Annotated in this window: 34 protein-coding genes; 33 read left to right on the top strand and 1 reads right to left on the bottom strand. The window is 44.4% G+C overall.

Features of this window, described 5'->3' with window-relative positions:
• Window positions 1-106: 106 nt before the first annotated feature.
• The 5 genes from AB5062_RS08790 (at window position 107) to AB5062_RS08770 (ending at window position 5,143) form a co-directional block, all read left to right on the top strand.
• Window positions 107-595, top strand: coding sequence for a hypothetical protein (locus AB5062_RS08790; protein WP_004303399.1), 489 nt, complete (start codon window positions 107-109; stop codon window positions 593-595).
• A gap of 87 nt (window positions 596-682) precedes the next feature.
• On the top strand, window positions 683-1,117 hold the full coding sequence (locus tag AB5062_RS08785) for a hypothetical protein (RefSeq protein ID WP_008775579.1): 435 nt from the start codon (window positions 683-685) through the stop codon (window positions 1,115-1,117).
• Between the two features lie 61 nt (window positions 1,118-1,178).
• Window positions 1,179-2,045, top strand: a complete 867-nt coding sequence (locus AB5062_RS08780; RefSeq protein WP_008775580.1) for a S49 family peptidase — start codon at window positions 1,179-1,181, stop codon at window positions 2,043-2,045.
• 24 nt (window positions 2,046-2,069) lie between these two features.
• Window positions 2,070-4,277: a hypothetical protein gene (locus AB5062_RS08775; protein WP_258910617.1), complete on the top strand. Its 2,208-nt coding sequence runs from the start codon at window positions 2,070-2,072 to the stop codon at window positions 4,275-4,277.
• A 59-nt stretch (window positions 4,278-4,336) separates the two neighbouring features.
• Entirely contained in the window at window positions 4,337-5,143 is an 807-nt protein-coding gene (locus AB5062_RS08770; protein ID WP_258910616.1) for a hypothetical protein, read from the top strand.
• Window positions 5,144-5,201: 58 nt separating this feature from the next.
• On the opposite strand, the gene AB5062_RS08765 is transcribed toward AB5062_RS08770, so the two are convergent.
• A complete protein-coding gene (locus AB5062_RS08765; RefSeq protein ID WP_022042336.1) occupies window positions 5,202-5,453 on the bottom strand; it encodes a helix-turn-helix domain-containing protein in 252 nt (83 codons plus the stop codon).
• Between the two features lie 181 nt (window positions 5,454-5,634).
• On the opposite strand from AB5062_RS08765, the gene AB5062_RS08760 reads away from it, so the two are divergent.
• The 28 genes from AB5062_RS08760 (at window position 5,635) to AB5062_RS08625 (ending at window position 21,198) form a co-directional block, all read left to right on the top strand.
• Window positions 5,635-5,811: a hypothetical protein gene (locus AB5062_RS08760; RefSeq protein ID WP_022042337.1), complete on the top strand. Its 177-nt coding sequence runs from the start codon at window positions 5,635-5,637 to the stop codon at window positions 5,809-5,811.
• A gap of 49 nt (window positions 5,812-5,860) precedes the next feature.
• Complete coding sequence (locus tag AB5062_RS08755; RefSeq protein ID WP_022042338.1) at window positions 5,861-6,112, top strand: hypothetical protein; 252 nt, start codon at window positions 5,861-5,863, stop codon at window positions 6,110-6,112.
• Window positions 6,113-6,153: 41 nt separating this feature from the next.
• Window positions 6,154-6,387 carry a hypothetical protein gene (locus AB5062_RS08750; protein ID WP_258910615.1) on the top strand — a complete coding sequence of 78 codons (234 nt, stop codon included), beginning with the start codon at window positions 6,154-6,156 and terminating at the stop codon, window positions 6,385-6,387.
• A gap of 112 nt (window positions 6,388-6,499) precedes the next feature.
• Window positions 6,500-7,447 carry a hypothetical protein gene (locus AB5062_RS08745; protein WP_022042340.1) on the top strand — a complete coding sequence of 316 codons (948 nt, stop codon included), beginning with the start codon at window positions 6,500-6,502 and terminating at the stop codon, window positions 7,445-7,447.
• A gap of 156 nt (window positions 7,448-7,603) precedes the next feature.
• Window positions 7,604-8,278, top strand: a complete 675-nt coding sequence (locus tag AB5062_RS08740) for a site-specific DNA-methyltransferase (RefSeq protein WP_007478421.1) — start codon at window positions 7,604-7,606, stop codon at window positions 8,276-8,278.
• Window positions 8,253-8,597, top strand: coding sequence for a hypothetical protein (locus AB5062_RS08735; protein ID WP_004318180.1), 345 nt, complete (start codon window positions 8,253-8,255; stop codon window positions 8,595-8,597). Before AB5062_RS08740 ends, AB5062_RS08735 begins: the two co-directional genes overlap by 26 nt.
• Window positions 8,578-9,258, top strand: a complete 681-nt coding sequence (locus tag AB5062_RS08730) for a hypothetical protein (protein WP_007478419.1) — start codon at window positions 8,578-8,580, stop codon at window positions 9,256-9,258. Before AB5062_RS08735 ends, AB5062_RS08730 begins: the two co-directional genes overlap by 20 nt.
• Window positions 9,218-10,939 (top strand): hypothetical protein, encoded by a 1,722-nt coding sequence (locus AB5062_RS08725; RefSeq protein ID WP_151921654.1) that lies wholly within the window; start codon window positions 9,218-9,220, stop codon window positions 10,937-10,939. The genes AB5062_RS08730 and AB5062_RS08725 overlap by 41 nt, the downstream gene beginning before the upstream one ends.
• A gap of 456 nt (window positions 10,940-11,395) precedes the next feature.
• Window positions 11,396-11,782 (top strand): hypothetical protein, encoded by a 387-nt coding sequence (locus AB5062_RS08720; RefSeq protein ID WP_004303389.1) that lies wholly within the window; start codon window positions 11,396-11,398, stop codon window positions 11,780-11,782.
• A 376-nt stretch (window positions 11,783-12,158) separates the two neighbouring features.
• Window positions 12,159-12,410, top strand: coding sequence for a hypothetical protein (locus tag AB5062_RS08715; RefSeq protein WP_004318183.1), 252 nt, complete (start codon window positions 12,159-12,161; stop codon window positions 12,408-12,410).
• Window positions 12,407-12,757: a hypothetical protein gene (locus AB5062_RS08710; protein ID WP_004318184.1), complete on the top strand. Its 351-nt coding sequence runs from the start codon at window positions 12,407-12,409 to the stop codon at window positions 12,755-12,757. The genes AB5062_RS08715 and AB5062_RS08710 overlap by 4 nt, the downstream gene beginning before the upstream one ends.
• On the top strand, window positions 12,754-13,110 hold the full coding sequence (locus AB5062_RS08705; RefSeq protein WP_368326866.1) for a hypothetical protein: 357 nt from the start codon (window positions 12,754-12,756) through the stop codon (window positions 13,108-13,110). Before AB5062_RS08710 ends, AB5062_RS08705 begins: the two co-directional genes overlap by 4 nt.
• Window positions 13,107-13,481 (top strand): hypothetical protein, encoded by a 375-nt coding sequence (locus tag AB5062_RS08700; RefSeq protein ID WP_004325868.1) that lies wholly within the window; start codon window positions 13,107-13,109, stop codon window positions 13,479-13,481. The genes AB5062_RS08705 and AB5062_RS08700 overlap by 4 nt, the downstream gene beginning before the upstream one ends.
• Window positions 13,482-13,494: 13 nt before the next feature.
• Window positions 13,495-13,728, top strand: a complete 234-nt coding sequence (locus AB5062_RS08695) for a hypothetical protein (protein WP_004318187.1) — start codon at window positions 13,495-13,497, stop codon at window positions 13,726-13,728.
• A 156-nt stretch (window positions 13,729-13,884) separates the two neighbouring features.
• Window positions 13,885-14,112 carry a hypothetical protein gene (locus tag AB5062_RS08690; protein WP_004318188.1) on the top strand — a complete coding sequence of 76 codons (228 nt, stop codon included), beginning with the start codon at window positions 13,885-13,887 and terminating at the stop codon, window positions 14,110-14,112.
• Between the two features lie 19 nt (window positions 14,113-14,131).
• Window positions 14,132-14,476: a hypothetical protein gene (locus tag AB5062_RS08685; RefSeq protein ID WP_368326867.1), complete on the top strand. Its 345-nt coding sequence runs from the start codon at window positions 14,132-14,134 to the stop codon at window positions 14,474-14,476.
• A gap of 15 nt (window positions 14,477-14,491) precedes the next feature.
• Window positions 14,492-14,917, top strand: a complete 426-nt coding sequence (locus AB5062_RS08680; protein WP_032837731.1) for a hypothetical protein — start codon at window positions 14,492-14,494, stop codon at window positions 14,915-14,917.
• Between the two features lie 76 nt (window positions 14,918-14,993).
• A complete protein-coding gene (locus AB5062_RS08675) occupies window positions 14,994-15,272 on the top strand; it encodes a hypothetical protein (RefSeq protein ID WP_004318191.1) in 279 nt (92 codons plus the stop codon).
• A 4-nt stretch (window positions 15,273-15,276) separates the two neighbouring features.
• Window positions 15,277-16,641, top strand: a complete 1,365-nt coding sequence (locus tag AB5062_RS08670) for a hypothetical protein (RefSeq protein WP_004318192.1) — start codon at window positions 15,277-15,279, stop codon at window positions 16,639-16,641.
• Window positions 16,634-17,335 carry a hypothetical protein gene (locus AB5062_RS08665; protein ID WP_004318193.1) on the top strand — a complete coding sequence of 234 codons (702 nt, stop codon included), beginning with the start codon at window positions 16,634-16,636 and terminating at the stop codon, window positions 17,333-17,335. The genes AB5062_RS08670 and AB5062_RS08665 overlap by 8 nt, the downstream gene beginning before the upstream one ends.
• The gene (locus AB5062_RS08660) at window positions 17,319-18,269 is read left to right on the top strand and encodes a DUF6712 family protein (protein ID WP_004325869.1); all 951 of its coding nucleotides are present in this window, start codon (window positions 17,319-17,321) and stop codon (window positions 18,267-18,269) included. The genes AB5062_RS08665 and AB5062_RS08660 overlap by 17 nt, the downstream gene beginning before the upstream one ends.
• Window positions 18,270-18,278: 9 nt before the next feature.
• Window positions 18,279-19,091 carry a hypothetical protein gene (locus tag AB5062_RS08655; protein WP_368326868.1) on the top strand — a complete coding sequence of 271 codons (813 nt, stop codon included), beginning with the start codon at window positions 18,279-18,281 and terminating at the stop codon, window positions 19,089-19,091.
• A complete protein-coding gene (locus AB5062_RS08650) occupies window positions 19,088-19,522 on the top strand; it encodes a lysozyme (RefSeq protein WP_004325871.1) in 435 nt (144 codons plus the stop codon). Before AB5062_RS08655 ends, AB5062_RS08650 begins: the two co-directional genes overlap by 4 nt.
• Window positions 19,519-19,965, top strand: a complete 447-nt coding sequence (locus AB5062_RS08645; RefSeq protein WP_004318197.1) for a hypothetical protein — start codon at window positions 19,519-19,521, stop codon at window positions 19,963-19,965. Before AB5062_RS08650 ends, AB5062_RS08645 begins: the two co-directional genes overlap by 4 nt.
• A 4-nt stretch (window positions 19,966-19,969) precedes the next feature.
• Complete coding sequence (locus tag AB5062_RS08640) at window positions 19,970-20,380, top strand: hypothetical protein (RefSeq protein ID WP_004325872.1); 411 nt, start codon at window positions 19,970-19,972, stop codon at window positions 20,378-20,380.
• Window positions 20,381-20,413: 33 nt separating this feature from the next.
• Window positions 20,414-20,719 (top strand): DUF4160 domain-containing protein, encoded by a 306-nt coding sequence (locus AB5062_RS08635; protein WP_004303371.1) that lies wholly within the window; start codon window positions 20,414-20,416, stop codon window positions 20,717-20,719.
• 6 nt (window positions 20,720-20,725) lie between these two features.
• Entirely contained in the window at window positions 20,726-20,965 is a 240-nt protein-coding gene (locus AB5062_RS08630) for a DUF2442 domain-containing protein (protein WP_004318202.1), read from the top strand.
• A gap of 5 nt (window positions 20,966-20,970) precedes the next feature.
• Window positions 20,971-21,198: a helix-turn-helix transcriptional regulator gene (locus AB5062_RS08625; protein ID WP_004303369.1), complete on the top strand. Its 228-nt coding sequence runs from the start codon at window positions 20,971-20,973 to the stop codon at window positions 21,196-21,198.
• The last annotated feature ends 76 nt before the right edge of the window (window positions 21,199-21,274 follow it).

The raw sequence follows: 21,274 nt of genomic DNA, 5'->3' as shown, positions 1-21,274 counted from the left end.
GAGTATATTTATCAAAATGACGGCTGAAAGCCTACATTTTCCCGTAAATGGCAGACCAACAGCCGATAAAGGAATATCTTTGCCTTTAAAAAGGAATGTTATTGCTATGATTACCACCCGAATACAGATCGAATCCTACCTGGCCGAGTATGTCCGGGGCAAATATTACGACGAAACGGTCGGTACCGTCCGTTTTCCTTCTTCGTCCGATATCTATGTGACCGTTTACGATCTCATGGAGAAACGGCCGGTAAATTGTCCGGCTGACCGCGGCAACCTGGAGTTTATGCTGCCTGACCGCCGGGAGGCCAATTTTGCCGGCGGCAAGTCTCCGGAACAGTTCAATTACATTTCCGTACGCGGTACCGCCATTCTTGAAAAGCGTCTGCGTGCCCTGATGTGGGCCGAGCTGCACGAACTCATGGACGAAAACAAGCACCTGCACGGAATCGAGTTTAAGGAAACCGTTTTTACCTTCCTGAAAAAGTATGATATCTCTTCCATTCAGGAAGACGGACTGCTGAAAAACTACCAGCGGTGGCGGGACAGTTTCAGGCGCAAGAAGAAAAGGGCCTATAACCGAAAAAAAGTGTAAAAAAGCAAGTTATTTTTTACCTACCAACTGTATCTGTTTGTCCTTTTTTGTCCGGTTTTTGGCTGAAAAACGTCCGAAAAATGCTGAATGTTTGATTATCAATACTTTATATCTGTAATTATGTCAAGAAAGTTAATATCCGCCGCCCATAGCCTGCAACTGGTTCCCGTTTACAACATTATCCATTTTGGCGTCGTGCGTTCGAAAGTCGTTATCCGCTCTATCGGAAAACCTGATATTCTTATGATCGTACCGGGAACCTTAAAACCGGGTGACAGCAAAAATGAAGACGTCTATACTAAAAAACATACCTTCAAGCTTGCCGACGTGTCGCAAAATAAGACGCTTTACCTGGAAAATCTGAAAGCGACGCCTTTTGTCGCCCTCTATACTGACGAAACGGGTAACACCCGTGTTTCCGGTTCTCCCGATTACCCGCTTACCTTTTCTTTTGAGATCGGCGGGGGCCTGTATAACTGCACCCTGTCCGGTACGGGTCCGGGCGTTGATGCGTTCCTGTAGGTTCCTTTCAGTCCTTCTCTACCTATGATATAGGCGTTTTCTTTGTCGTAAAAAAGAGAACGTGGACAAAATACAGGAGATTTTTACAGCACCTTGGGCAATCGCTGATAATGATTATTACCGGTTGCTTTCCTTACTTGTGCCGTGTGTTGCAGCCGGCAACCTGGATGCGATCGAAAAACGGCTCGACAATAATAAAATAACCGCCTACGCTACTACGCCTTACCTTGCCAACCGGTGGGAACTGGATGATGACACCCTGCCGGCTGACAGCGTGGCCGTCATTATCCTGGAAGGCACCTTGTATTCCTGGGAGACTTACCGCCTGGAAAAGCAGCTCCGTGATATTTCCGATAATCCTAAGATTTGCGGCGCGGTCCTGTGGATCAACGGTCCAGGCGGTATGGTCGCACATGTGGACCTGGCGGCTAAAATGATTGCCGAATCTTCCAAACCTATAGCCACCTACGTGGCCGGTACCATGGGTAGTGCCCATTTCTGGCTGGGCACCGCCGCCGGTAGAACCTTTATCGCTTCCCCTATGTGTGAAGTCGGTTCCGTCGGTATCATGCTTACTTACCAATCCTTTAAGGAATATTTCAGGAAACAGGGCATTGATTACCGGGAAATCTATCCGGATAGTGCCGATCTGAAAAACTATGAAACCCGCGTGATTGAAAAGGAGAACAACGAAGAGCCTATAAAGCAGCGTCTGGCCGTCATGCACCGTATTTTCTGCGATGCGATCAGTCGGAATCTGGGTATTGCCTATGATCCGGAACTTCCCCTTTTCCGGGGACAGATATTCACTGGCGACGTGGCCGTGGCAAACGGCTATATCGACCAGTTCGGTACGCTGGAAGACGCGGTAAAGTGGGTACTGGCACAGGCCACCGTCAGAAAAGTAAACGAGATGTATAACATATAGTATTAACTTTAAAATTTTGTATATATGAAATTGGATTTTAAGAGTTTATCCGCTGTCATTCTGGGTGTGTTGGGCCTGTCGGAATGGAGCAAGGTAGAGGATAAGAACTCTATCACGGCCGAGGAAATGGCTAAACTGAAAAATTACGGTTTTTCTGATAAGTTCCTCACGGCGTTTAAAGCGTCCCTCGAGAACGACTTCCAAGACGAAGCCGGAACCGGGAATGAGGGAGAGGGAAACGAAGAACCTACCACTACCGCTTTTCTTCGCGGTTTGTTGGGTGATACTGCGGCCCGTCTGGCACAGGCACAGGAACAGCTTGAAGCTTTGCAGACGCAACAGCGTGACGAAAACCGGAACAACACCTCGCTGATTGCCAAGAAGGATGCCGAGATAACGAAGCTATCCGGTATTATCGCCCAACTTTCAGCCGCTGCGGAAGATGATCCGGGCAAAGGGAAGCAGCACAACGCCCAGGCGGACGGTAAAGGGGCTTTCAATCTCCGGGATGAAAAACAGCTGGGGGGCTTGCAGGGTGAAATGTTCTCGCTGGACCGCCCGTATAACCTTCGCGCCAAAGCTGCGTTAATGGAGGCTGCCGGTTTTGAAATGATCGCTCTTCCGAAAGCCAGTTCCCTTGACTACAGCCGTTTGAAGGAAGACCTCGGAGCTTTTTACCGTATTCCCTGGCAACAGCGTTTGCAGTCTTTTTTAATGGAACTTCCTTCCATTGAAAGTATTTTCCCGCTTGAATCCGGTTATCAGGATTTGGCTACGCTGGTTAATATCTGGCTGGGTGAGTTCTCACAGGCCGGCAATGAGGAATCCGACTTCGATAAGGTGACTAAAGGTTCCTACGAATTCGACGATGAAACCTTGCGCATGTTCAACGTGATGTTTGCACACCGTTTCAAAAATTTAAAAGCCCTGGAGAAAACCTGGATCGGCACTTTGAACAAGGAAGGTTCAAACCCTATCAAATGGTCTTTTATCGAGTACATCCTGGCCGAAACCGCCAAGAAGTTGCATAACGAGCGCGAACAACGCCGTATTAACGGAATCCGTAAGGACCCGAATCTGAACGAACCGGGCAAAGCACTTGCTGCAGCTGACGGTCTGTATGAGTTCCTGAACAAGAAGGTGAACGGACATACCGATATCAATAACGGAAAGTTCGTTTACCAGATCAAGCCGTTCGAGCTGGGAGAACTTACCGAAGCAAACATCGGTGAAAAGGTGTACAAGGGTACTTCCATGATCCCGGCGGTTCTTCGTGACAGCGGTAACCTGGCACTTTATATGCCTTCGCACTTTATTGTATTGTATCATAAATACAATGAACTGCATTACGGGCAGAACCAGGATTACAAGGCTAATATCATGTATGTGAAGGAATATCCGGCGGTGAAGATTATCCCGGTTCCCAATGCTGACAACCACCACCGTATCTTCTGGACGTTTGAAGGCAACATTAAAACCTACGAGGACAAACCGGGTGAAATGACGGCTTTCAACCTGGAACAGGAAGACTGGAGCCTGAAAGTATGGAGTAACTGGCGTGAAAGTATCTGGGCTATTGCCGTGGGCTTCAAGTACACCAAGAAAGAAGATATGGACTATACGCGCCAGATGATCTTCTGTAATGAGTATGACCGCCCGGCGTCTTACTTTGTGGATGCTGACAAGGACAAGAACCCGTCGGCCAAGCTTCATACCTCCATTGTTACCGTAGCCAATACAGCCGAATTTGCTATTACCGATATTGAAGATGCGCCGGTAGGTACGGTTATTTCCCTGAAATGCGGAAGCGTGGATAAAGGTGTCAAGATCGAGAAAAGCGGAAACTTTGAACTTATTTCCGAGGCCTGGCAGCCCGGCAAGGGGGATGTTATTAAACTGATGAAACGTGCCGACGGTAAATTTATCGAGATCGGCCGCGAAAACGCTTCTTCCGATGCGTTGCAGTTTGCGCCGGATGAAACGGCACCTTCCTTGCTTGACGGTGAAGTATTCGTAACCGGTGAGAATACAAAGGTAACGGCAATCACTAACTTTACCGATGCGGAAGCCGGTGTCGTTTACACGATCTACGGAAGCGGTTCTGAATATGCTTCCACCATTGCAGCCGGCGGAAACTTTGTTTTAACCGAAGCTATGACGCTTTCCGAAGGCAAGTTTATCAAGCTGGCAAAAGCCGCCGACGGTAAATTCTACGAAGTGGCAAGAGGCTAAATTTCAGCGGAAGGGGTACTTTATCCCTTCCATTTTATAACCTTATAAATCATTAAGTTATGACATACGTAAAAGCAAGCGTAAGAAGGCCGGCCGGTAATCCCGGTAACGGCATTCAGCCCAAGGATCAGCTCGTAATTTACGACGTTGACGATATTCTTTCCTTCCCGCAGAGAAACGATGCCGGTGTGGTTATCGAGGATGATATCGTAATGAAGGCGGGACGTTACGCGATTGGTATTTACCTGACACCCGGTACAGCTGAAATCAGTTCCAACAGTGACGGAGAAACGGACGCCGAAGGCTATACGCCTTCCATTAAGTTCAATCATCCCGGTAACGAACAGGAAATTCGCGAGTTTAAGACAAACTGGCTGTCTAAGAAATGTATCGTTGTGCTCCGTTATTGTAGCGGAAAGCCTGCCGATCTGATCGGAACGCCCTGTAACCCGTGTAAGTTATCCGTTTCTTATACCGGTTCCAATGAATCGAATACGAACGAACTTACTTTCACCCAGATCAGCAAGGGGGATGATATCGCCATTTACCGGGGTACCGACACCCTGGAAGAACCGGTGGTCGTAGTGGAAGCCGGAGCCACAGATATAGATTACCAGACGGACGGGCAGTACCAGCTTTCCGCAGGTGCGGCCAAAATAGCCGGTGTTACCGGTGGAAGTCATGGATCGGTAATTACCCTTATGGGATGTTCGGGTGTTGCGCCAACAGTGGAGACGGGCGGTAATTTCCTTCTGAAAGGTGGTAAGACGTTTACCGCTTCCGAAGGTTCCCAATTGACGTTGCGGGCGTTTAACGACGGTTCGGAGGCTATGAAATGGATTGAACAAAGCCGTTATGAGGCATAAATAAACGGCTTTCATAAATAAAAAAGAATCCCGGAACTTTTCACAGCTCCGGGATTTTTTATTTGACTTCTAATTCGATAGGTTTGCCACAATGGGGGCAGGTTATCGTATTCTTTGTTTCCTGTACTTCCTGGCTGGATGCGAATAGTTGCCAAGGTTCAACTTCTAAAACAGAGGCAAATTTTCGTATTGTTTCTAAGGTTGGATTTTTCATTAATCCATTTAGGTTTTGTTTTTTAACGCCTAATAAATCCGAAAAAGCCGTTTTGGTTAGCCCTTTTTCTTTCAGTAATGTTTCAATATTATCCATAATCTTAATTTTTAATGTTGCAAAATTACAATATTATTAATTTGTAATGCTAAATATATTACTAATTAATGTTAATGTAACGATAAAATATTACTATTTTCTTGTTTTGTAATATATAAAACATTACCTTTGTAATATCAAAAAAGGAAATAAAGTAATAACAATTAAAAATATAAAGATTATGAAAACAAAAATGAGTGATAAGGTAAAAGGTAATTTGATAGCTCGAATCATGGGTGAAATGAAATCAGCCGCTTTATTACAAAATAAGCCTTTTGATGAAGGTATCTTCTTCGATCTCATATTTATGAGCGATAAAGAATTATTGAAAATTTCAAAACTTTGCGGTATTAAATAATATAACATCAACTAGCAGGGCGAAAGCCCTGCATAAACAATAATAAGACATGAAAGCAACAATAGTAATGACAAAAGACGCGATTAAAAAAGGTGAATATAAAGAAACATCTTTGGATGTTCAGAAAAAACAGGCTGATATATTGGTAGTTGCGATTGATGACAAATATACGCTTTGGTTGAACAAACCTATAACTATAAAAGGTAGAGGAATCAAAAAAGTAAACGAAAAAACGATAGTAGTTACAGATAATGCCTTTGATAAGTTAAAAACACAATATAGTATAATGTTTGATTTGTAATAAACTGGCAGGGCGAAAGCCCTGCATAAATGATATAAAGTATGAAGGATATAGAAGTAAACGGCGCACATATCACAGACCAGACCGCCGAAATATTGAAACAGTGGCAAGTTAAGGCGGAGCCGGTTTCTGCCTGTTACATACAGGTAATAGAGGAAACAATCGACGATTTGACAGATGAAGAGAGTGATCCCCTTTCTCTGGAAAAGATTGTAGGACGAATCAGAACTTTACGGATGATGAAAAAGGATATTGAAATTTTATCAGGAGTATAAAAGGCTGGGATAAATACAATGACGAAGAGCGACTGCAGGTTTGTAGCCGCTCTTTGTCCTTTTTTGAGGTAATTACCTTCTTTTTCTTTGTATCATCAAATTTTTATATAGTATGAAACAGGAGATTATTACCTATCTGGCCGGTCCGCGTAACTTTATCCAGGGCGTGGAACTATACGAGAAATACGGTATCAACCGTATGTTAAAGAAGTCATTTCGCCGGCAGGGAGAAACGGAAACGATGAAGGCCATTCTTTTAGAGGAACTACGGAAGCTGGCCGGGCTTTCCGAACGTGAATTTAAGACAATCCGGCGCAACTCCAAACAGCCGACCGCGGTAAAAATGGAACCCGCCAGGGATGAAACATCTAAAACGCCGGTAAAATACAGCGATGATTTGCTGCTGGAACTTGCCGAATCTTTCGATGTCAGCGTGGAAGAACTCGTTTCGTCCGATTTCCGAGATAAGGTTCTTTCCATGGATGAAAATGCCGACCGTGTGGAAGAACTGGAAGAGGAACTGGATCAGGCGGAGAAACGATACAAGGCAGCTCCGGAAACCGTAACCAAAATGATACGTTTCCGCGAGAAATTTACCTTCCTGAACTCTCCGGATTGCCCCGACATTCTGAAAATACTTGTTTCCGACATGTTCACCGCATACGGGAAGTATAAGGAAGCTTTCGCCCGTCTGGAAGCTACGCCGGATGATGTCAATTCACTTTCTACAGCACAGGAAGCGCAGGCGGTTGTGGAAAACTTTATCGCTAACCGCGAAATGTGGGACGAACTGGAATATTACCGGGAGAACGGAAAGATTCTGGGTAAATGTGAGAAGGTAAAAAGTTTGTCCGTCCGTAAGGGCGTCGAGAACCTTTCGGATATCGACATACAAAAGGCCCTGAATAACGCCCGCGCCAACCTTTCAAAAAATAAGGCGAAACTGGAACAGGCCGGGGATGATGAGAAGAAGAAAGCGAGTGCCCTTGCATTGATCCAGAAGTGGGAGACTACCCAGAAAGCCATAGAGGAAGAAATCGAGGCGCGAAAAAAAAAGTAATTGAACTTATTGCCAGTCTGACAGGGAAACGGCAACGGATCACAAAGAACCTGGGTCGTTTCTCTCATCCTTGTGACCGCTCGGAGCTGGGGCACCAGCTCAAAACATTAACCCTCCGGATAGAAAAAGAAGAAAGCCGGCTTAAACAACTTTTTAATGATTACAAACCAAATATATAACGAGGATTGCCTGGAGGCGTTGAAACGTGTTCCGGACAATTCCGTAGATTGTATAATAACCGATCCGCCTTATTTCCTGGGAATGACACACAACGGGCAGAAAGGCAGCTTTAAAGATTTGTCTATCTGTAAACCCTTTTACCGGGATTTGTTCCTGGAGTTTAACCGGGTGAAGAAACCCAGTGCTTGCGTGTATTTTTTTACGGACTGGCGCGGGTATGCTTTTTATTATCCGTTGTTTGACTTGTATTTAGGCGCGTCAAACATGATCGTTTGGAACAAACAGTCGGGGCCGGGTAATCATTACGCTTTTATACATGAGCTTATTTTGTTTCATTGTGGAAATGGTGTTTCTATCGGTGCCACAAACGTAATAGATAATATCCGATCTTTTTCGTCCGGTGCCAAAAAGATAGAAGGTGAAAAGGTTCATCCCACACAAAAACCGGTGGCGTTGATCCGTAAACTGATTGAAGACAGTACAAAGCCCGGCGATCTGATACTGGACACTTTCGGCGGTTCTGGTACTACAGCCGTGGCAGCCATTGAAAGCGGCCGGAACTTTGTATTAATGGAACAGGACGAAATTTATTATTTCACGGCACAGAAACGAATAAAAGATGCGTATGAACGATTTAACGGTGGTGGATAGTATTTACCTGGATGCGCAGCAAAAGGAGGATGTACGGCGTTTGTCTTCTTTAGGATATTCCCCGAAAGATATAGCTGTTTCCCTGGGGCTTTCTCTGGAGGATGCCGGGCTTTTTGTCCGGGATGCGGAAACGGTAGGAACTTCCGTTAACTTCCTGATCCGGGAAGGGATTCTGGTAGCACGTGCCGCCCCTGAAATAAAACTCCATGAAGCGGCGGAAGGTGGAAACGTGGAAGCTATAAAACAGCTGGAGGCCGTACGGAAAAGACATACTTTCGAACGTTTAATCGAACAAATGGATGACGACGAATTTAATTAAGCCCTCACGAATAGACTTTGACAAGGTGGATATCAACCAGATTCAAAGGATTCTTTCTACCGGTACGCTGGAAGCCCTCGCGCCCGATGAAAGGGAATATTACAGCCTTATGGAAATGGTACGGGGACTTCGTGCCCGTATGCGTATAAATGGTAAGTTGGTGACAAAGGCCGGCATCATCCGCCTTTTGAAGTCGGAACCTTACGGGCTTTCGGACTGGATGGCCCGCCAGGTGTACGCTGACAGTCTCAATTTCTTTTATACGCAGGATAACGTACGCCCGCAGGCTTTCGCTAATCTGTATGCTGAAAAGGCCGAAAACTGGGCGAATACCGTCTTTCTTATGGGAAATGTGAAGGAGGCTAAGAACCTGCTGAAATTGGCGGCGGAACTTCGCGGATGTTACAAGGATCAACAGGCCGAAATACCGGAGGAACTGCTTGCACAGAAAAGTACGGTTATTTATACTACCAGCCGTAAGGATCTGGGTGTTCCTGAAATCGACCGTAAAGAACTGGAAGAGTTTATCGATGCGATACCGGAAATTCCTGTTATTGTGCGTGAGAATATAAAAGAGGATGCGCGTATTAAAGCTTTTGACCTGAAAAAACGTATGTTGTATGATATCAAAGAGTTCGGTGAAGACAACGAAGGTGAGTAACGCCGATGATGTAGAAATCAAATACGGCCATATAATCCAGGTTCTGACGGACTGGATCGATACTACTATTCTTGTATCTATTGACGGGCGCGGTACGGCCAAATCGACCGTTATACAAGCCAGACGTTCCGCCCGTTGTGTGGAAGAAATGCCCGGCGGTGCGTTCGCTTTTGTTGCCAATACTTACAGTAACCTGGAAGATAATATAATGCCGGCCGTTCAGAAGGGCTGGCAGCTTATGGGGCTTATCGAAGGGGTACACTATGTAAAAGATACCCGCCCGCCTGAATCCTGGCGGCGTAAATGTTCGGTTATCGTGGATGATTACAAGCATGTTTACAGCTTCTGGAACGGATGTGTTATTTTCATGGGATCACTGGATAACCCTTCGCTGCTTGCCGGAAAGTCTGTAATACACCTGTTTTATGATGAAGCGAAGTACGACAAGGAAATGAAAGTAAACCGCGCTATGCCTATTCTTCGCGGTGATGCGATCACTTACGGACATTCCCATTTGTTCCTGGGGATAACCATTACTACCGATATGCCGGATATCGACGAAAACGAGTACGACTGGTTTTTCCGGTATGTCAAGCAAATGGACCCGGAACGGATCATAAAAATAGTACAGGCGGCAAGTATGCGTAATGACCTGGTAATTTCTCTATTAAAAGAAGAAAGAAAAAATAAGCCTTCCCCCTTGAAGCTGAAACGTTTGAAACGGGATATTGAATATTACGACCGGGCTTTGTTGAAGTTGAGAAAAGGACAAACGTTCTTTCTTAACGCTTCTTCATTCGCTAATGTTGAGATACTTACGATTGATTATTTAAAGCGGTTGTATAATGGTACGCTGGAGCTTCACGAATTTAAGAAGTCGGTGGTTGGTATGCGTCCCGGTCTTCGCAGGGATTTACGTTTCTATGTGTTGTTTGGTGAAGGACATAAGTATTATAACGGTACCATGTCCGGAGAAGCCGCTTACAGCTCGCGGGAACTCCGGTACCTGCACCATGATAAAACGATTGAAGGCGGTATGGACTTCGGTAATATGCTTTCTTTGGTGATCGGTCAGCCGGACGGTGCTTATTACCGGGTACATAAGAACTTTTTTGAGATACCGCCGGGCTGGTTCCGGGAGATTGCCGACCAGTTCCTCACTTTCTTCCAGAACCACGAATATAAAGAGCTGGATTTGTACTATGACCGTGCAGGTAATAACTTTGAGAAACAGAAGGAGGATTACGCGGGTAAGATCAAAGACGCCATAGAAAAAGACGGCAGCGGGAACCGTACCGGCTGGATCGTAAACCTAAAGAGCCGTAAACAGGCAGTTATCCGGCAGGATGCGGAATACGACTTTATGCAGGAGATTATGGGCGGTACCAACAATAACCTGCCTATCCTGTTGGTTGATGCGGTGAACTGTAAAGAAATGGTTAGTTCTGTAGAAAAGGCAAAGGCTGAAATCAAATACCGGGGTAATTCTAAGGTAGTGTTCAAAGTGAAGAAGTCCGAAAAGCTGGCACCGAAAAAACTACCGATGTTATCCACCAATTTCTCCGACGCTTTCAAATACTTACTGATGCGCCCCGGCTGGATAGCTTTGGTACGAGGCAAGCGAACGCTGCAGGCCGATTCGTTTGTGGATCAATGGATAGAGAACAGGCACAAAAGGTAATTGCCTTGTAACGCTGGAAAATTGCTTTTCCGGCGTTTTTTGTGTTACCAGGTTACGGGTACCCCTCTCCAGAGGTCATATTTCACCTTTTAGGGGGAGGGTAACTGCTTTCCGACTTCTGAGCGGCTCGGTCTTCGGAAGGTGTCATTTTTTTAGTTTTTGAATTTTTTTTCGGCTTTTGACTGTTTTTCAGTCGTTTATCTGCATTTAGACCAAAATTTTACGCGAAAAAGTGCGTTTTTTATGTGTTTTTGTTTCATTTTTTGCCCATTTTTGGGTGAATTACCGTGTATTTTGGGGCGGTTGCCTTTCATTTTTGATTGATTTTGGGGTAATATTTTTTATAAATGTATATATTTAAGTACTTTTGCAATCGTCAAAATTACACTGCATATATACCGTCAGGACTTACGGGGTGGTACAAACTAAAGTACACACTAATTTTAAGTTACTGATATGAAAAGATTTTTTTTAGTTATTGTATTGGCCATACTAACAATGGCAGCCATTGCACAAGAACCGTATAAGGCTTATTGTGAAATCGTGGGTACTGGAAATATAACCGGTACAAAAGTAAAAATAGAAGTAGATTTCGGCCAGAAGGCAAAATGGGCAACACCAAATGCTCGTTTTTTAGTAGATGAAAACGGTGAAAAGATGAATTTTAATTCAATGATAGACGCCGTTAACTATTTGGCTAAATTGGGTTGGGAACTAATACTGGCTTATCCGGTTACACCTACACAAGGAATGAGCAAAGACCCTGTTTATCACTATATTCTTTGTAAAAAGGTAACTTCTGATGAACAGATAAAAGAGGGAATTAATTTAAAAGACAAATAGAATATTAATTATAGTGTGTAACGCTCACCCTTAATCAGGTGGGCGTTTTTTGTTACGAAGTAACGAATCGTAGAGTCGAGAAACTTTCTTTCCTAATAAACTTTTATTAACGTTTTTTTTTTTTTGTTCAGATTTTAATACCGACATTTGCCCCTGTCAAAGTTAACACCGCTGGTGCGGTCCGGTGAGTCTCGGTTATTGGCTCGAATAAATAACGGGCTTTTTTTATGCCCGATAAGTGCTTGTTTAATACAAGGCGGTTGCCTTTCCCTAAACTTATAACCCGATCTTCGGACGGTTTGCGGTGTTAATTTTGACGAATTAGGGGAAATGGTAACCGCCTTTCCCATGTAAAATAGTCAAAATTAACACCGTTATGAAAAATGAATTTCAATCCGGTACAAGCTATGTACCTTCGTTCCGTACTGGTAGCACGGACGTAAACACAATCCAACATCGTTATTTTCAGGAACCGAAACATGAATGTACTGTTTGTTCAACTTCTGGGGCTTATTACTTATCTGCTATCGCTTGTTTCTGTCTTACTTTTATCTATCCACCGGCTGTCATTGGTGCAGTTATATGTGTGTGTCGTGCCAAGAAAGCGAGGAAAGGAGGCCGAAAATGATATCTTATTTTATAGAGCTTAACGAATATAAGCCACAGAACCGAAAATGTGCTGAAATGGCAGAGTTTGCAAACCAGTTTGGTAATACGCTTTGCCCTGATAAAATTTCCTTTGATGCTTTTAAAACTGAACTGGAAGCAAAGGTAAAGGAGCTGAACGAGAAATACCCTAAAACAATGCCGCTGAAAATATCTTCCGGTAGCGGGTTTATTCATATAGATCAGGACACTAAAACACATAATAACGGCTGTGACAAGCCTGTAGCCTATTTTTTCATTTACCGGGTTAAAAGAATATATAGGTTTTCAGAGCGTCCCCAGATAGAAAAGAAAGGAGGTGCCGAATGATATATACTGAATATCAGCAAGTGTTACTTACCCAATTACAAAACAATGATAAAAGAATTGAGGAAATAAAGAAGGAACAGGAAGAAATACAGGGGATATTTCTACAAGAAAGTAAATTTAAACCGGGTGATCTGATACAGATTGATTATAAAATAAGCAATGCTACTTTTAAAGTTCGTGGCTGGATTTTCCGGATTACATTCTGGAGGAATCGCCCGTATTATCACCTGAATTTACCCAAGAAAGACGGTTCCCGCGGATTAAGGGTTAAAAGTGTATGCGACGGGGTACTGGAAAGTATAACAAGTATTTCACATATTAAATTAGAAGACTTAAAAGGAGGTGCCAAATGAATACAAATAATCCTGATATCCTATTTTTCGTTAGACGTGAATACGGCACGCCTTCCATTGAATTAAGAGCCTATAAGGTGGAGAAGGTTAACAATGAGTTTGCTTTCCTTGAACTTGAACGTTTGCGGTTGGTTGTTTTCTCCGGTGATTTTCAGTCTGTATCACTTCATCACGAGTACGGTAAAAACAACTGTCTGTATAATAGTGCCAATAATATACCGGATTTGATGAAAGACATGAAGAGGTGGCAGTTATCGCCCATTGACAGACGTAATTACGAACGGTTTAGGAAAGTCGCCCTCGGGATATACCGGCAGGCCGGAATAATTGATTTCACTACCTTAGAGACTACACCGATTAAAAACGTTTAATGAAAGATTTGTTATGAAAGATATAGAAGTAAACGGCGCACATATAACAGATGAAAGTGCCGAGATTTTGACACAGTGGCAAACTAAGACGGAACCGGTTTCCGCTTGTTACATCGAAGTTATTGAGGACCTAATCGATTTCCTAATAGAGAAAGGAGATGAAAGTACACCAACAAATGAGGTGTTAAGAAGGATTCAATTATTACGTATGATGAAAAAAGACATCGAAAAGTTGTCTAATCCTTAATATTAACAATTTAGCATACCGGCTGAAAAGGCAGCCGTTGGGTTTAAGTCCCAGGTTAGGGTTTGTTTGTGCCGGGGTGGTTCCCGGCACTCTTTTTTATGTCCTTTTCGTCCGTTTCCGTTCTTCCCACCTTTGCAGTAACCAATGATTCAAATTATGAAAATAGGAACGGACAAATGGAAGCATTTCGGAATTAATTACGCTATATGTGCCCTGTTGGGTGATTATGGTGTTCCCTTTGCCCTGGGTGCTTCACTGGGTAAGGAATACGGGGATGAAATGTCCCCCTGTAATAAATGGGACTGGAAGGATATTCTGGCAGACCTGGCCGGGATCGTGGCGGGTTATTTGACGCATGTATGTATCGTCCGGACTATAATGTAACATTTTCAACTCTACTAATATGACGGAAACGATAATTACAGCGATTATTACAGCTCTTTGCACGGGTGGCCTGACTTGGTTATTCACTCTCCGGTATACCCGTAAACAGGCGGAAGCTGACGCCATGAAGTCAGTACAGGAGGTTTACCAGGAACTGATTGAGGATATGAAGAATGACCGTAAGGAATTGAAACAGCGGATCGACGATGTAGAGAGCCAGTACCGGGAACTCCAGCAGAAATGTAACGAAATGGAAAAGGATATCAGGCAGAACGCCCGCGTAATGGATATCATGAAACCGCTTCTTTGCGGGGTGAAAAATTGCCTGAACCGTAAATCTATCACTTTCGACACTAATAACTAAAATCAATTATGAGACATGGAATCGTACACCTACTTATTCTTATTTGTTTTGCAGCTTGTTTTTACGGTTGTCGTTCTCCTCGCTCTGTTACACGAAAAACGGTTACAGAAGCAACTGGAGAAGAAAAACAAACAACTACTGACGGAGTTATTGAACTTGCGCGGAGAGATTCGAGCCATGAGGAGCACGTACTTGACGTTTACCGGGAAGATAGTACGCATATCCGTATCGACTACGACAGCCTCGGAAGAATTAAAGAAATTGATTTCAGTAACCGAAAAACTGAAAAAAGAACTGGAAAGAATCAAAGCAGTTCCCTCCGGGATCATAAGGAAACTACCAGTCAAACGGAAACAGCCGTTACCCGTAAATCCGACGTTAAGCAACAAAGCCAGGAAAAAGAAAAGACTACAAACGGGTGTAGCCTATGGACGTTCCTAAAATTCATGTTTTTCTTTCTATCCTTCTGCTTGGTACATGATAACTGGGCCAGTATTAAAAACTTTATCCGCCGGCTATGGAAAAAATAAACCTTTATGTAGCGGTAGAACAGATGAAGCGGATTACCATTTCCGGGGGTACCTTTTCTATCAAGTTCCGGAAATGGAACCGTCAGACGCGGGACGGCGGCGACATGGTGATACTTACTGCCGCCCGTTTGAGGAAAAAGGCGACGGATGAAAGCATCGAAAATTCAAGCTATAAACTATTCCTGACGGACACCACAACGGGCCGGCCGCTGAATTGCTGGGAATGTCTGGTAATGGAGTTCAACGGGAAAAGAATAACGATTTAAGATTATGGAAATAAGACGAAGTGGCAACTTTGGAATTATAGATACCGGCACCGACAAGGGTTTGATCTCCTTTTCTATCGGTGGCCGCGGTAAAGGTTGGGAACCTTCCAGCATCCAGTTAAACCGGCGGGGGGCTTTCTTTTCGCGAAAGATCAGCGTAAACGGTACCTTTATCGTTCCCATGGGTGACAATAACGACATGCCGGGCGAGGTCATGCGTTTACTGGATAAATTCTACGCCGGTGAAGGTATTATGGGTAAAATAGCCGGTTTACAGTGGGGAGAAGGCCCGCGGCTGTATGAGGATGCGATCGACGAAGAGAATAACCGTTTTTACCGGCGTTGGAAACTCGATCCGGAAATAACCGCCGACCTGGAGTCGTGGGATTACACGACGGTTCTTCACCGCTCACTCGTAGACTTAACACACATGCAGGGCTTTTTTATAAAGTTTGTCCGGAACCGTGCGCCGCGTGTAGGCAATCCCGGGCGTTTGGTACGGCTGGAACATATTCCCTACCAGAAGGCCCGCCTGGTATATCCTCCCGACGGCGAGGATGAACCGCAGGAAGTACTTGTGGGCGACTTTCCTTATCCTGATCCGGCCTATACTTACCGTTACCCGGTCTTTGATCCGGCCCACCCGTTCAAATATCCGGTTTCTGTGAAATATTATAATATCTATTCCTTTTGCAAGGATTTTATGAGTACACCGCGTTTTTTGGGTGCGCTTGACTGGCTGGAGCTTGCCGGCGGTCTGGCCGCTATCCTGATCGCCTATAACGAAAACGCTTCGGCCATTTCCCTGCATATCGAATCGCCGCAGTCTTACTGGGACCGCGCGGAAGCACGTATAAAACAGGTTTGCGAGCGTACGGGCGAGAAATACACGGCCCAGATGCTGGAAGATTTCAAGGACGAAGCTATGGAGAAATTCGCCTCCAACATTACCGGAAGGCAGAACGCCGGAAAATACATGCACACGACCAAATTCTGGAATCCGGAAGCGAATAACTTTGAGGGCTGGACGGTGGAACCACTGGATAAGAAGATAAAGGATTATGTGGACGCCCAGATTAAGATATCCAATAAGGCGGACGCTGCCGCCACTTCCGGCTTCGGTCTTGATCCGGTACTTTCAAATCTGATTATAGAAAACAAACTTTCTTCCGGATCGGAGAAATTATACAGCCTGAAAGTGTATAACGCTTCTGAAACGGCTATTCCGGACATGATCCTTTGTAAGCCGTTACAGCAGTATATTAATGCCAACTTTCCGGGTACCGCAACGAAAGTAGGGCTTTATCGTACCATAGTGGAAGCGGAACAGAACGTTTCACCCTCTAACCGTATGAAAGAAAATGCGTAGTCTGTTTTTTACACCGAAACCGGAAGATGTGCCGGAAGAACCGGTAAGCGACCGGCAACCGGAAGAGAACCGGGCCGATAACACCCCGGATAAGCATATAAAGGCCCGCCGGACGAAAAACGTTCATTTTGACCGGCGGATAAAATCGGAGCTGCACCTGGAAGAGTGTTTGCCCTGGCATTTTGAGAAAGGGGCGTCTTATCACTGTATCAGTCATGGGGACGTTGACAGCCTTACTTATCTTCGTGTGATCGTGAAGCAACAACCGGTGGAATATGTTCTGATTTCTACCTGGTGTATGGCAATTACCGATGTTAAGGAGGTGGAGAAATGGCTGGAGAGAAAAGACATAGGGCACGCGGATTTTTATGTAGGTGAAATCTTTCAAGGTTCCTACGCGGATGTTTATTTATACCTAAAGAAGGTGGCGGAACGTTTCGGATCACGTGTCTGCATCTTCCGTAATCATGCTAAAGTAATGGCCGGTTTTGGTAACGCTTTTGATTTTGTAATAGAAAGCTCGGCCAATGTGAACACCAATCCGCGCACGGAGCAGACCTGTATAACGATAGATACCGGGCTGGCCCGCTTTTATAAGGAGTTCTACGATGAAATAAACAATTTCACAAAGGATTTTGATAATTGGAAACCATATACATTAAAAAGAGACCGAGCAAATGACGAAGTTATTTAATAAAGGCGGTGACGGTGCCGGTGAAATAGTCCGTGTTCTGGGATTGATCGATAATGATCTTGATTTTACCAAGTGGGAACCTATCTTACCGCTGGGTATTCGGGATTTACAGGCTATCATCGGAACGGAACCCATAGACGCGGTAGATAAGTATTACCGTGAAGATCATGCGGACGGTACGGAACCGGACGGCATGGCGGAAACTTTGCGGCTGATGCAGCAGGCGGTGGCAATGTTTACCTGGTTAAAGGTCATTCCCACTTTAGACGCACAACACGGAACGGCCGGACGTGGCAAACACCTTGGAGAGAATGAAACGGGTATGACCGCCTTACAGGAGTTCAAGGATGAAGAGAATATCCGGAACCTGGCTTATGAAGCCGTAGACGCGTTGGTGGAGTTAATGGACCGCGAAAAGTTTGATTTCTGGATGAACGGCATTAAGAAAAAGGCTATAAACCGGCTTCTAATCCAGAATAAGGAAACGTTCGATGAATATTACAATATCGGCAGTCACCGGCTTTTTCTGGTGCTTATTCCTATGATCCGGGAAGTCCAGGACGGGCAGATAATACCTGTTATCACCCGGAACCGTTATAATAAACTGATTGAAGGCGATACCGTTTTAACGGAGAAATTGCTGGAGTATGTACGCCGCCCGCTTGCACTTCTCACCATAAAAAAGGCCGTTGAACGTTTACCGGTGGAAGTTCTACCCAATGGAATCGTACAGGTACAGCAGAGCACAACCGTACGGGATAAATTGCGGGCGGAAAAAGAGGCCCGGCAATCGGTTGCTAACAGTCTGGAGCAGGACGCGGCGGCTTACCTGGATGTATTGCAGGATATCATCAGGGAACTGGATGCGCAGTCGGAAACGGTGGATTACTATATACCGGGTGTTACCGTACAATCCAAAGGAATAACCTTTTAATGTCCGGACATGGAGAAGTTTACATATAATAGTAAGACGGCGGAGGTTCCTTCATGCCTGGATGAAGTCAGCAGTGAGCAGTACCGGCAGTTTCTTATATTGTCGGTACTGATGAACCGCGGTACGATCAGCCCCGGACAGTTCCGCGTAAAATGGCTTTCTTTCCTTCTGGGCATGAAAGCGGATTACACCATGTACCGGCGTGAGATCATCCGGGAGCTGGACGGCCAACTGGAAAAGCTGGACGGCTTTTTCTCTTATACGACCGGTAAGGAGGGCGAGCGGATCGTTACGCCCATTCTGAAAACCGGGCGTAACCTGATGCAGGATTTTGGGAGCTGGCATGGTGTCGGTGACATGCTGAACGGTCTTACTTTCGGTAACTTTTGTGATTGCCTGGATTTGTTGCAGCAAAGCAAGCAGGCGGTGACAGAAAAAGACGAACCGGCTATAAATGAAATCTTCCAGGATATCACATTAAAGCTTTACCGGTACAAGGACCCGGAGAAGATGCCGGCCGTTCCTTCCTTGCTTGCCATTCATGCGGTAAACTTCTTTTCCGCTGTTTGGGAAATGGTTCTTTCCGGACCGGTTTATATTGGTGGTGAAGATATTGACTTTCGGATATTATTTCAGAAGTTGGCATCCGAGGACCGGAAGGCGGACGATAAAACCGGCTGGACCGGAATAGTCTTTGAAGTGGCGGCTTCCGGCGTGTTCGGTAATAAGAAGGAGGTGGACGATACACCCTTTTGGGATGTATTACTTTATCTGTATAAATGTAAGTTTGAGTATTTACACCAAAAACGTAACAAGAAATGAGAACAACAACAGGAACAAAAAACAAGATTAAGCAATTTGAGGGGCTACGCCTGAAAGCGTATGTATGTGCCGCGGGAGTATGTACGATCGGTTACGGTCACACAACCGGCGTAAAACCGGGAGATGTTATCACCGAGGCCCGGGCCGACGCTTTCTTTGAATCGGATATCAGGGCGGTAGAAAACCAGGTAAACGCGCTTCCCCTTCATTTGGGACAGTACCAGTTTGACGCGGTAGTAAGCTTTTGCTTTAATGTAGGTATCGGAAAATTCAAGAAATCAACGCTTTATAAGAAGATCAGAGCGGATGCGTATGAGCCATCCATACCGGCAGAGTTTAAAAAGTGGATATACGGGGGCGGTAAGATTCTTCCGGGGCTTGTTACCCGCCGTGAATGGGAGGCGAAACGTTATCAGGGATTGACGATATGATAGATATAAAGGTTTACCGTGAATACTGGGAAGGCGTACAAAAACGTATTCCTGAAATAAAGAAGGTGCTACCCGTTACCATTGACGAGGAAATGAGTAAGACGATACAGGGGCTATCAAAAGAAGAATGTCCGGTGCTCTTTATTCTGATTCCGTCGGGAACGGGTGCCAGCCTTTCGGCTGACAATGTGAGGGAAAATAATTTATGCGTTATTTTCCTTATGAGCAAGTACGATCCCCAACGTAAAGGGGCTTATGAGACTATCGAAGAGGTGCAGCCGGTTATGGAGCGTATCAAACAAATGCTGATAGAAGATTCTGCCACCGGTTGCCCTGTCACTAAGGAACTGGATTTAACCAGCCTTTCCACTCTTCCGGAATCCGGCTTTTACCGGACGTTTGCAGGGTGGAGCCTGGCTTTCTCATTTAAAACAAGATTCTAACTGAATGGCCGAGAATTTTAAAACGGATTTTTTTACCGACCGGATCGGGCGTGGAATACAGGACATATTTCAAGCCCAACTGGATATCGCTACCAAACGGATTTACCAGAAAGGCCGTGAGCGTAGGAAAGTACAGGGAACCGGGGAGATCATACAAGGGCGATCCGGTGCATTAATGGCCGCACTACAGAACCCGAATTATTCGGTCATTCCGGACGGCGAAGGAGTAATCGCACATTCTAACCTTCCATTATATACCCGCTTCCTGGATATGAAGAAACACGGTAATTACCAGATTTATAACCGGCAGATATACGGGATTCTATATCATGACACACTCGGGAAGATTAAATATGAATATCAGGATTATGTAAGGGAAAGGATAAAAGAAATGTTTGCCAGTTCGCTAAAATAGGTAATAAAATTAATACCTAAATATTTGTAGGTAATGATTTTATTACCTATCTTTGTTTCAGTAACCAATAAAACAAAGTTTATGCCTGAAATTTGTAGATTCTTCGGTATTATTATATTCCTCTATTGGAAAGATCATAATCCGCCACATATTCATTTTACTTATGGTGATTATGAATGTTCTATTAGCGTATTGGATCGGATTGTAGACGGTCAGGCTCCAGCTAAAGTTATTGCAAAAGTAAATGAGTGGATTAACTTGCACGAGGCAGAAATACTTTCTCTTTGGGAAAAGGCCCAAAAAGGGGAAAAAATAGATAAAATTGAACCATTAAAATAAACGCTTATGTTACGGGTTATAGATGTGGATTATATTAGGAATTACGAGCTTCTTGTTACTTTCAGCGACGGGAGTAAAAAGATCGTAAATTTGGAACCTTATCTTACAGGTGAGGTTTTCGGGGAGTTATTGGATAAGGAAAAATTTGTTCAATATGGTTTAACCCGTGCTACTATTGAATGGGCCAATGGTGCCGACCTTGCACCGGAGTTTTTATATGAAATTGGTATAGCTGCATATTTTTAGACCCTATGAATGATTGTTTAGCTATTCAAGATAAGAAGGAAGAAACTTTCTTATATCGGATTTTTATTTCTCACCCGGAACTAAATGCTTCTGCGGTGGCTCGACGTATGGGAATAAGTCAAAGCCTTATGTCTCAATATATAAGTGGAATAAAAAAGCCCTCACAAGAACGGGAGGCCCTAATAGTAAATACTATTAAAGATATCGGTAAAGAACTAACGATGATTGTATGACATACGAAGATATTTTATTTTTGATCGGCTTTTTCCTGGTAATATTTTTTTTCGTAGGATGTAAGCATAAACCGGC

The sequence above is a fragment of the Phocaeicola sp. RTP21359st1_B8_RTP21360_211022 genome, from assembly GCF_040911965.1.
Taxonomy (GTDB): domain Bacteria; phylum Bacteroidota; class Bacteroidia; order Bacteroidales; family Bacteroidaceae; genus Phocaeicola; species Phocaeicola vulgatus.
Note: the sequence above shows the minus strand (reverse complement) of the source record. Positions and strands in the feature narration are given on the sequence as shown.

Bases quoted from the DNA above. Each gene is read 5' to 3' on its own strand.
- AB5062_RS08790 (WP_004303399.1), top strand. From the start codon at position 107: ATGATTACCACCCGAATACAGATCGAATCCTACCTGGCCGAGTATGTC.
- AB5062_RS08785 (WP_008775579.1), top strand. From the start codon at position 683: ATGTTTGATTATCAATACTTTATATCTGTAATTATGTCAAGAAAGTTA.
- AB5062_RS08775 (WP_258910617.1), top strand. From the start codon at position 2,070: ATGAAATTGGATTTTAAGAGTTTATCCGCTGTCATTCTGGGTGTGTTG.
- AB5062_RS08770 (WP_258910616.1), top strand. From the start codon at position 4,337: ATGACATACGTAAAAGCAAGCGTAAGAAGGCCGGCCGGTAATCCCGGT.
- AB5062_RS08765 (WP_022042336.1), bottom strand. From the start codon at position 5,453: ATGGATAATATTGAAACATTACTGAAAGAAAAAGGGCTAACCAAAACG.
- AB5062_RS08760 (WP_022042337.1), top strand. From the start codon at position 5,635: ATGAAAACAAAAATGAGTGATAAGGTAAAAGGTAATTTGATAGCTCGA.
- AB5062_RS08755 (WP_022042338.1), top strand. From the start codon at position 5,861: ATGAAAGCAACAATAGTAATGACAAAAGACGCGATTAAAAAAGGTGAA.
- AB5062_RS08750 (WP_258910615.1), top strand. From the start codon at position 6,154: ATGAAGGATATAGAAGTAAACGGCGCACATATCACAGACCAGACCGCC.
- AB5062_RS08745 (WP_022042340.1), top strand. From the start codon at position 6,500: ATGAAACAGGAGATTATTACCTATCTGGCCGGTCCGCGTAACTTTATC.
- AB5062_RS08740 (WP_007478421.1), top strand. From the start codon at position 7,604: ATGATTACAAACCAAATATATAACGAGGATTGCCTGGAGGCGTTGAAA.
- AB5062_RS08735 (WP_004318180.1), top strand. From the start codon at position 8,253: ATGAACGATTTAACGGTGGTGGATAGTATTTACCTGGATGCGCAGCAA.
- AB5062_RS08730 (WP_007478419.1), top strand. From the start codon at position 8,578: ATGACGACGAATTTAATTAAGCCCTCACGAATAGACTTTGACAAGGTG.
- AB5062_RS08725 (WP_151921654.1), top strand. From the start codon at position 9,218: ATGATATCAAAGAGTTCGGTGAAGACAACGAAGGTGAGTAACGCCGAT.
- AB5062_RS08720 (WP_004303389.1), top strand. From the start codon at position 11,396: ATGAAAAGATTTTTTTTAGTTATTGTATTGGCCATACTAACAATGGCA.
- AB5062_RS08715 (WP_004318183.1), top strand. From the start codon at position 12,159: ATGAAAAATGAATTTCAATCCGGTACAAGCTATGTACCTTCGTTCCGT.
- AB5062_RS08710 (WP_004318184.1), top strand. From the start codon at position 12,407: ATGATATCTTATTTTATAGAGCTTAACGAATATAAGCCACAGAACCGA.
- AB5062_RS08705 (WP_368326866.1), top strand. From the start codon at position 12,754: ATGATATATACTGAATATCAGCAAGTGTTACTTACCCAATTACAAAAC.
- AB5062_RS08700 (WP_004325868.1), top strand. From the start codon at position 13,107: ATGAATACAAATAATCCTGATATCCTATTTTTCGTTAGACGTGAATAC.
- AB5062_RS08695 (WP_004318187.1), top strand. From the start codon at position 13,495: ATGAAAGATATAGAAGTAAACGGCGCACATATAACAGATGAAAGTGCC.
- AB5062_RS08690 (WP_004318188.1), top strand. From the start codon at position 13,885: ATGAAAATAGGAACGGACAAATGGAAGCATTTCGGAATTAATTACGCT.
- AB5062_RS08685 (WP_368326867.1), top strand. From the start codon at position 14,132: ATGACGGAAACGATAATTACAGCGATTATTACAGCTCTTTGCACGGGT.
- AB5062_RS08680 (WP_032837731.1), top strand. From the start codon at position 14,492: ATGGAATCGTACACCTACTTATTCTTATTTGTTTTGCAGCTTGTTTTT.
- AB5062_RS08675 (WP_004318191.1), top strand. From the start codon at position 14,994: ATGGAAAAAATAAACCTTTATGTAGCGGTAGAACAGATGAAGCGGATT.
- AB5062_RS08670 (WP_004318192.1), top strand. From the start codon at position 15,277: ATGGAAATAAGACGAAGTGGCAACTTTGGAATTATAGATACCGGCACC.
- AB5062_RS08665 (WP_004318193.1), top strand. From the start codon at position 16,634: ATGCGTAGTCTGTTTTTTACACCGAAACCGGAAGATGTGCCGGAAGAA.
- AB5062_RS08660 (WP_004325869.1), top strand. From the start codon at position 17,319: ATGACGAAGTTATTTAATAAAGGCGGTGACGGTGCCGGTGAAATAGTC.
- AB5062_RS08655 (WP_368326868.1), top strand. From the start codon at position 18,279: ATGGAGAAGTTTACATATAATAGTAAGACGGCGGAGGTTCCTTCATGC.
- AB5062_RS08650 (WP_004325871.1), top strand. From the start codon at position 19,088: ATGAGAACAACAACAGGAACAAAAAACAAGATTAAGCAATTTGAGGGG.
- AB5062_RS08645 (WP_004318197.1), top strand. From the start codon at position 19,519: ATGATAGATATAAAGGTTTACCGTGAATACTGGGAAGGCGTACAAAAA.
- AB5062_RS08640 (WP_004325872.1), top strand. From the start codon at position 19,970: ATGGCCGAGAATTTTAAAACGGATTTTTTTACCGACCGGATCGGGCGT.
- AB5062_RS08635 (WP_004303371.1), top strand. From the start codon at position 20,414: ATGATTTTATTACCTATCTTTGTTTCAGTAACCAATAAAACAAAGTTT.
- AB5062_RS08630 (WP_004318202.1), top strand. From the start codon at position 20,726: ATGTTACGGGTTATAGATGTGGATTATATTAGGAATTACGAGCTTCTT.
- AB5062_RS08625 (WP_004303369.1), top strand. From the start codon at position 20,971: ATGAATGATTGTTTAGCTATTCAAGATAAGAAGGAAGAAACTTTCTTA.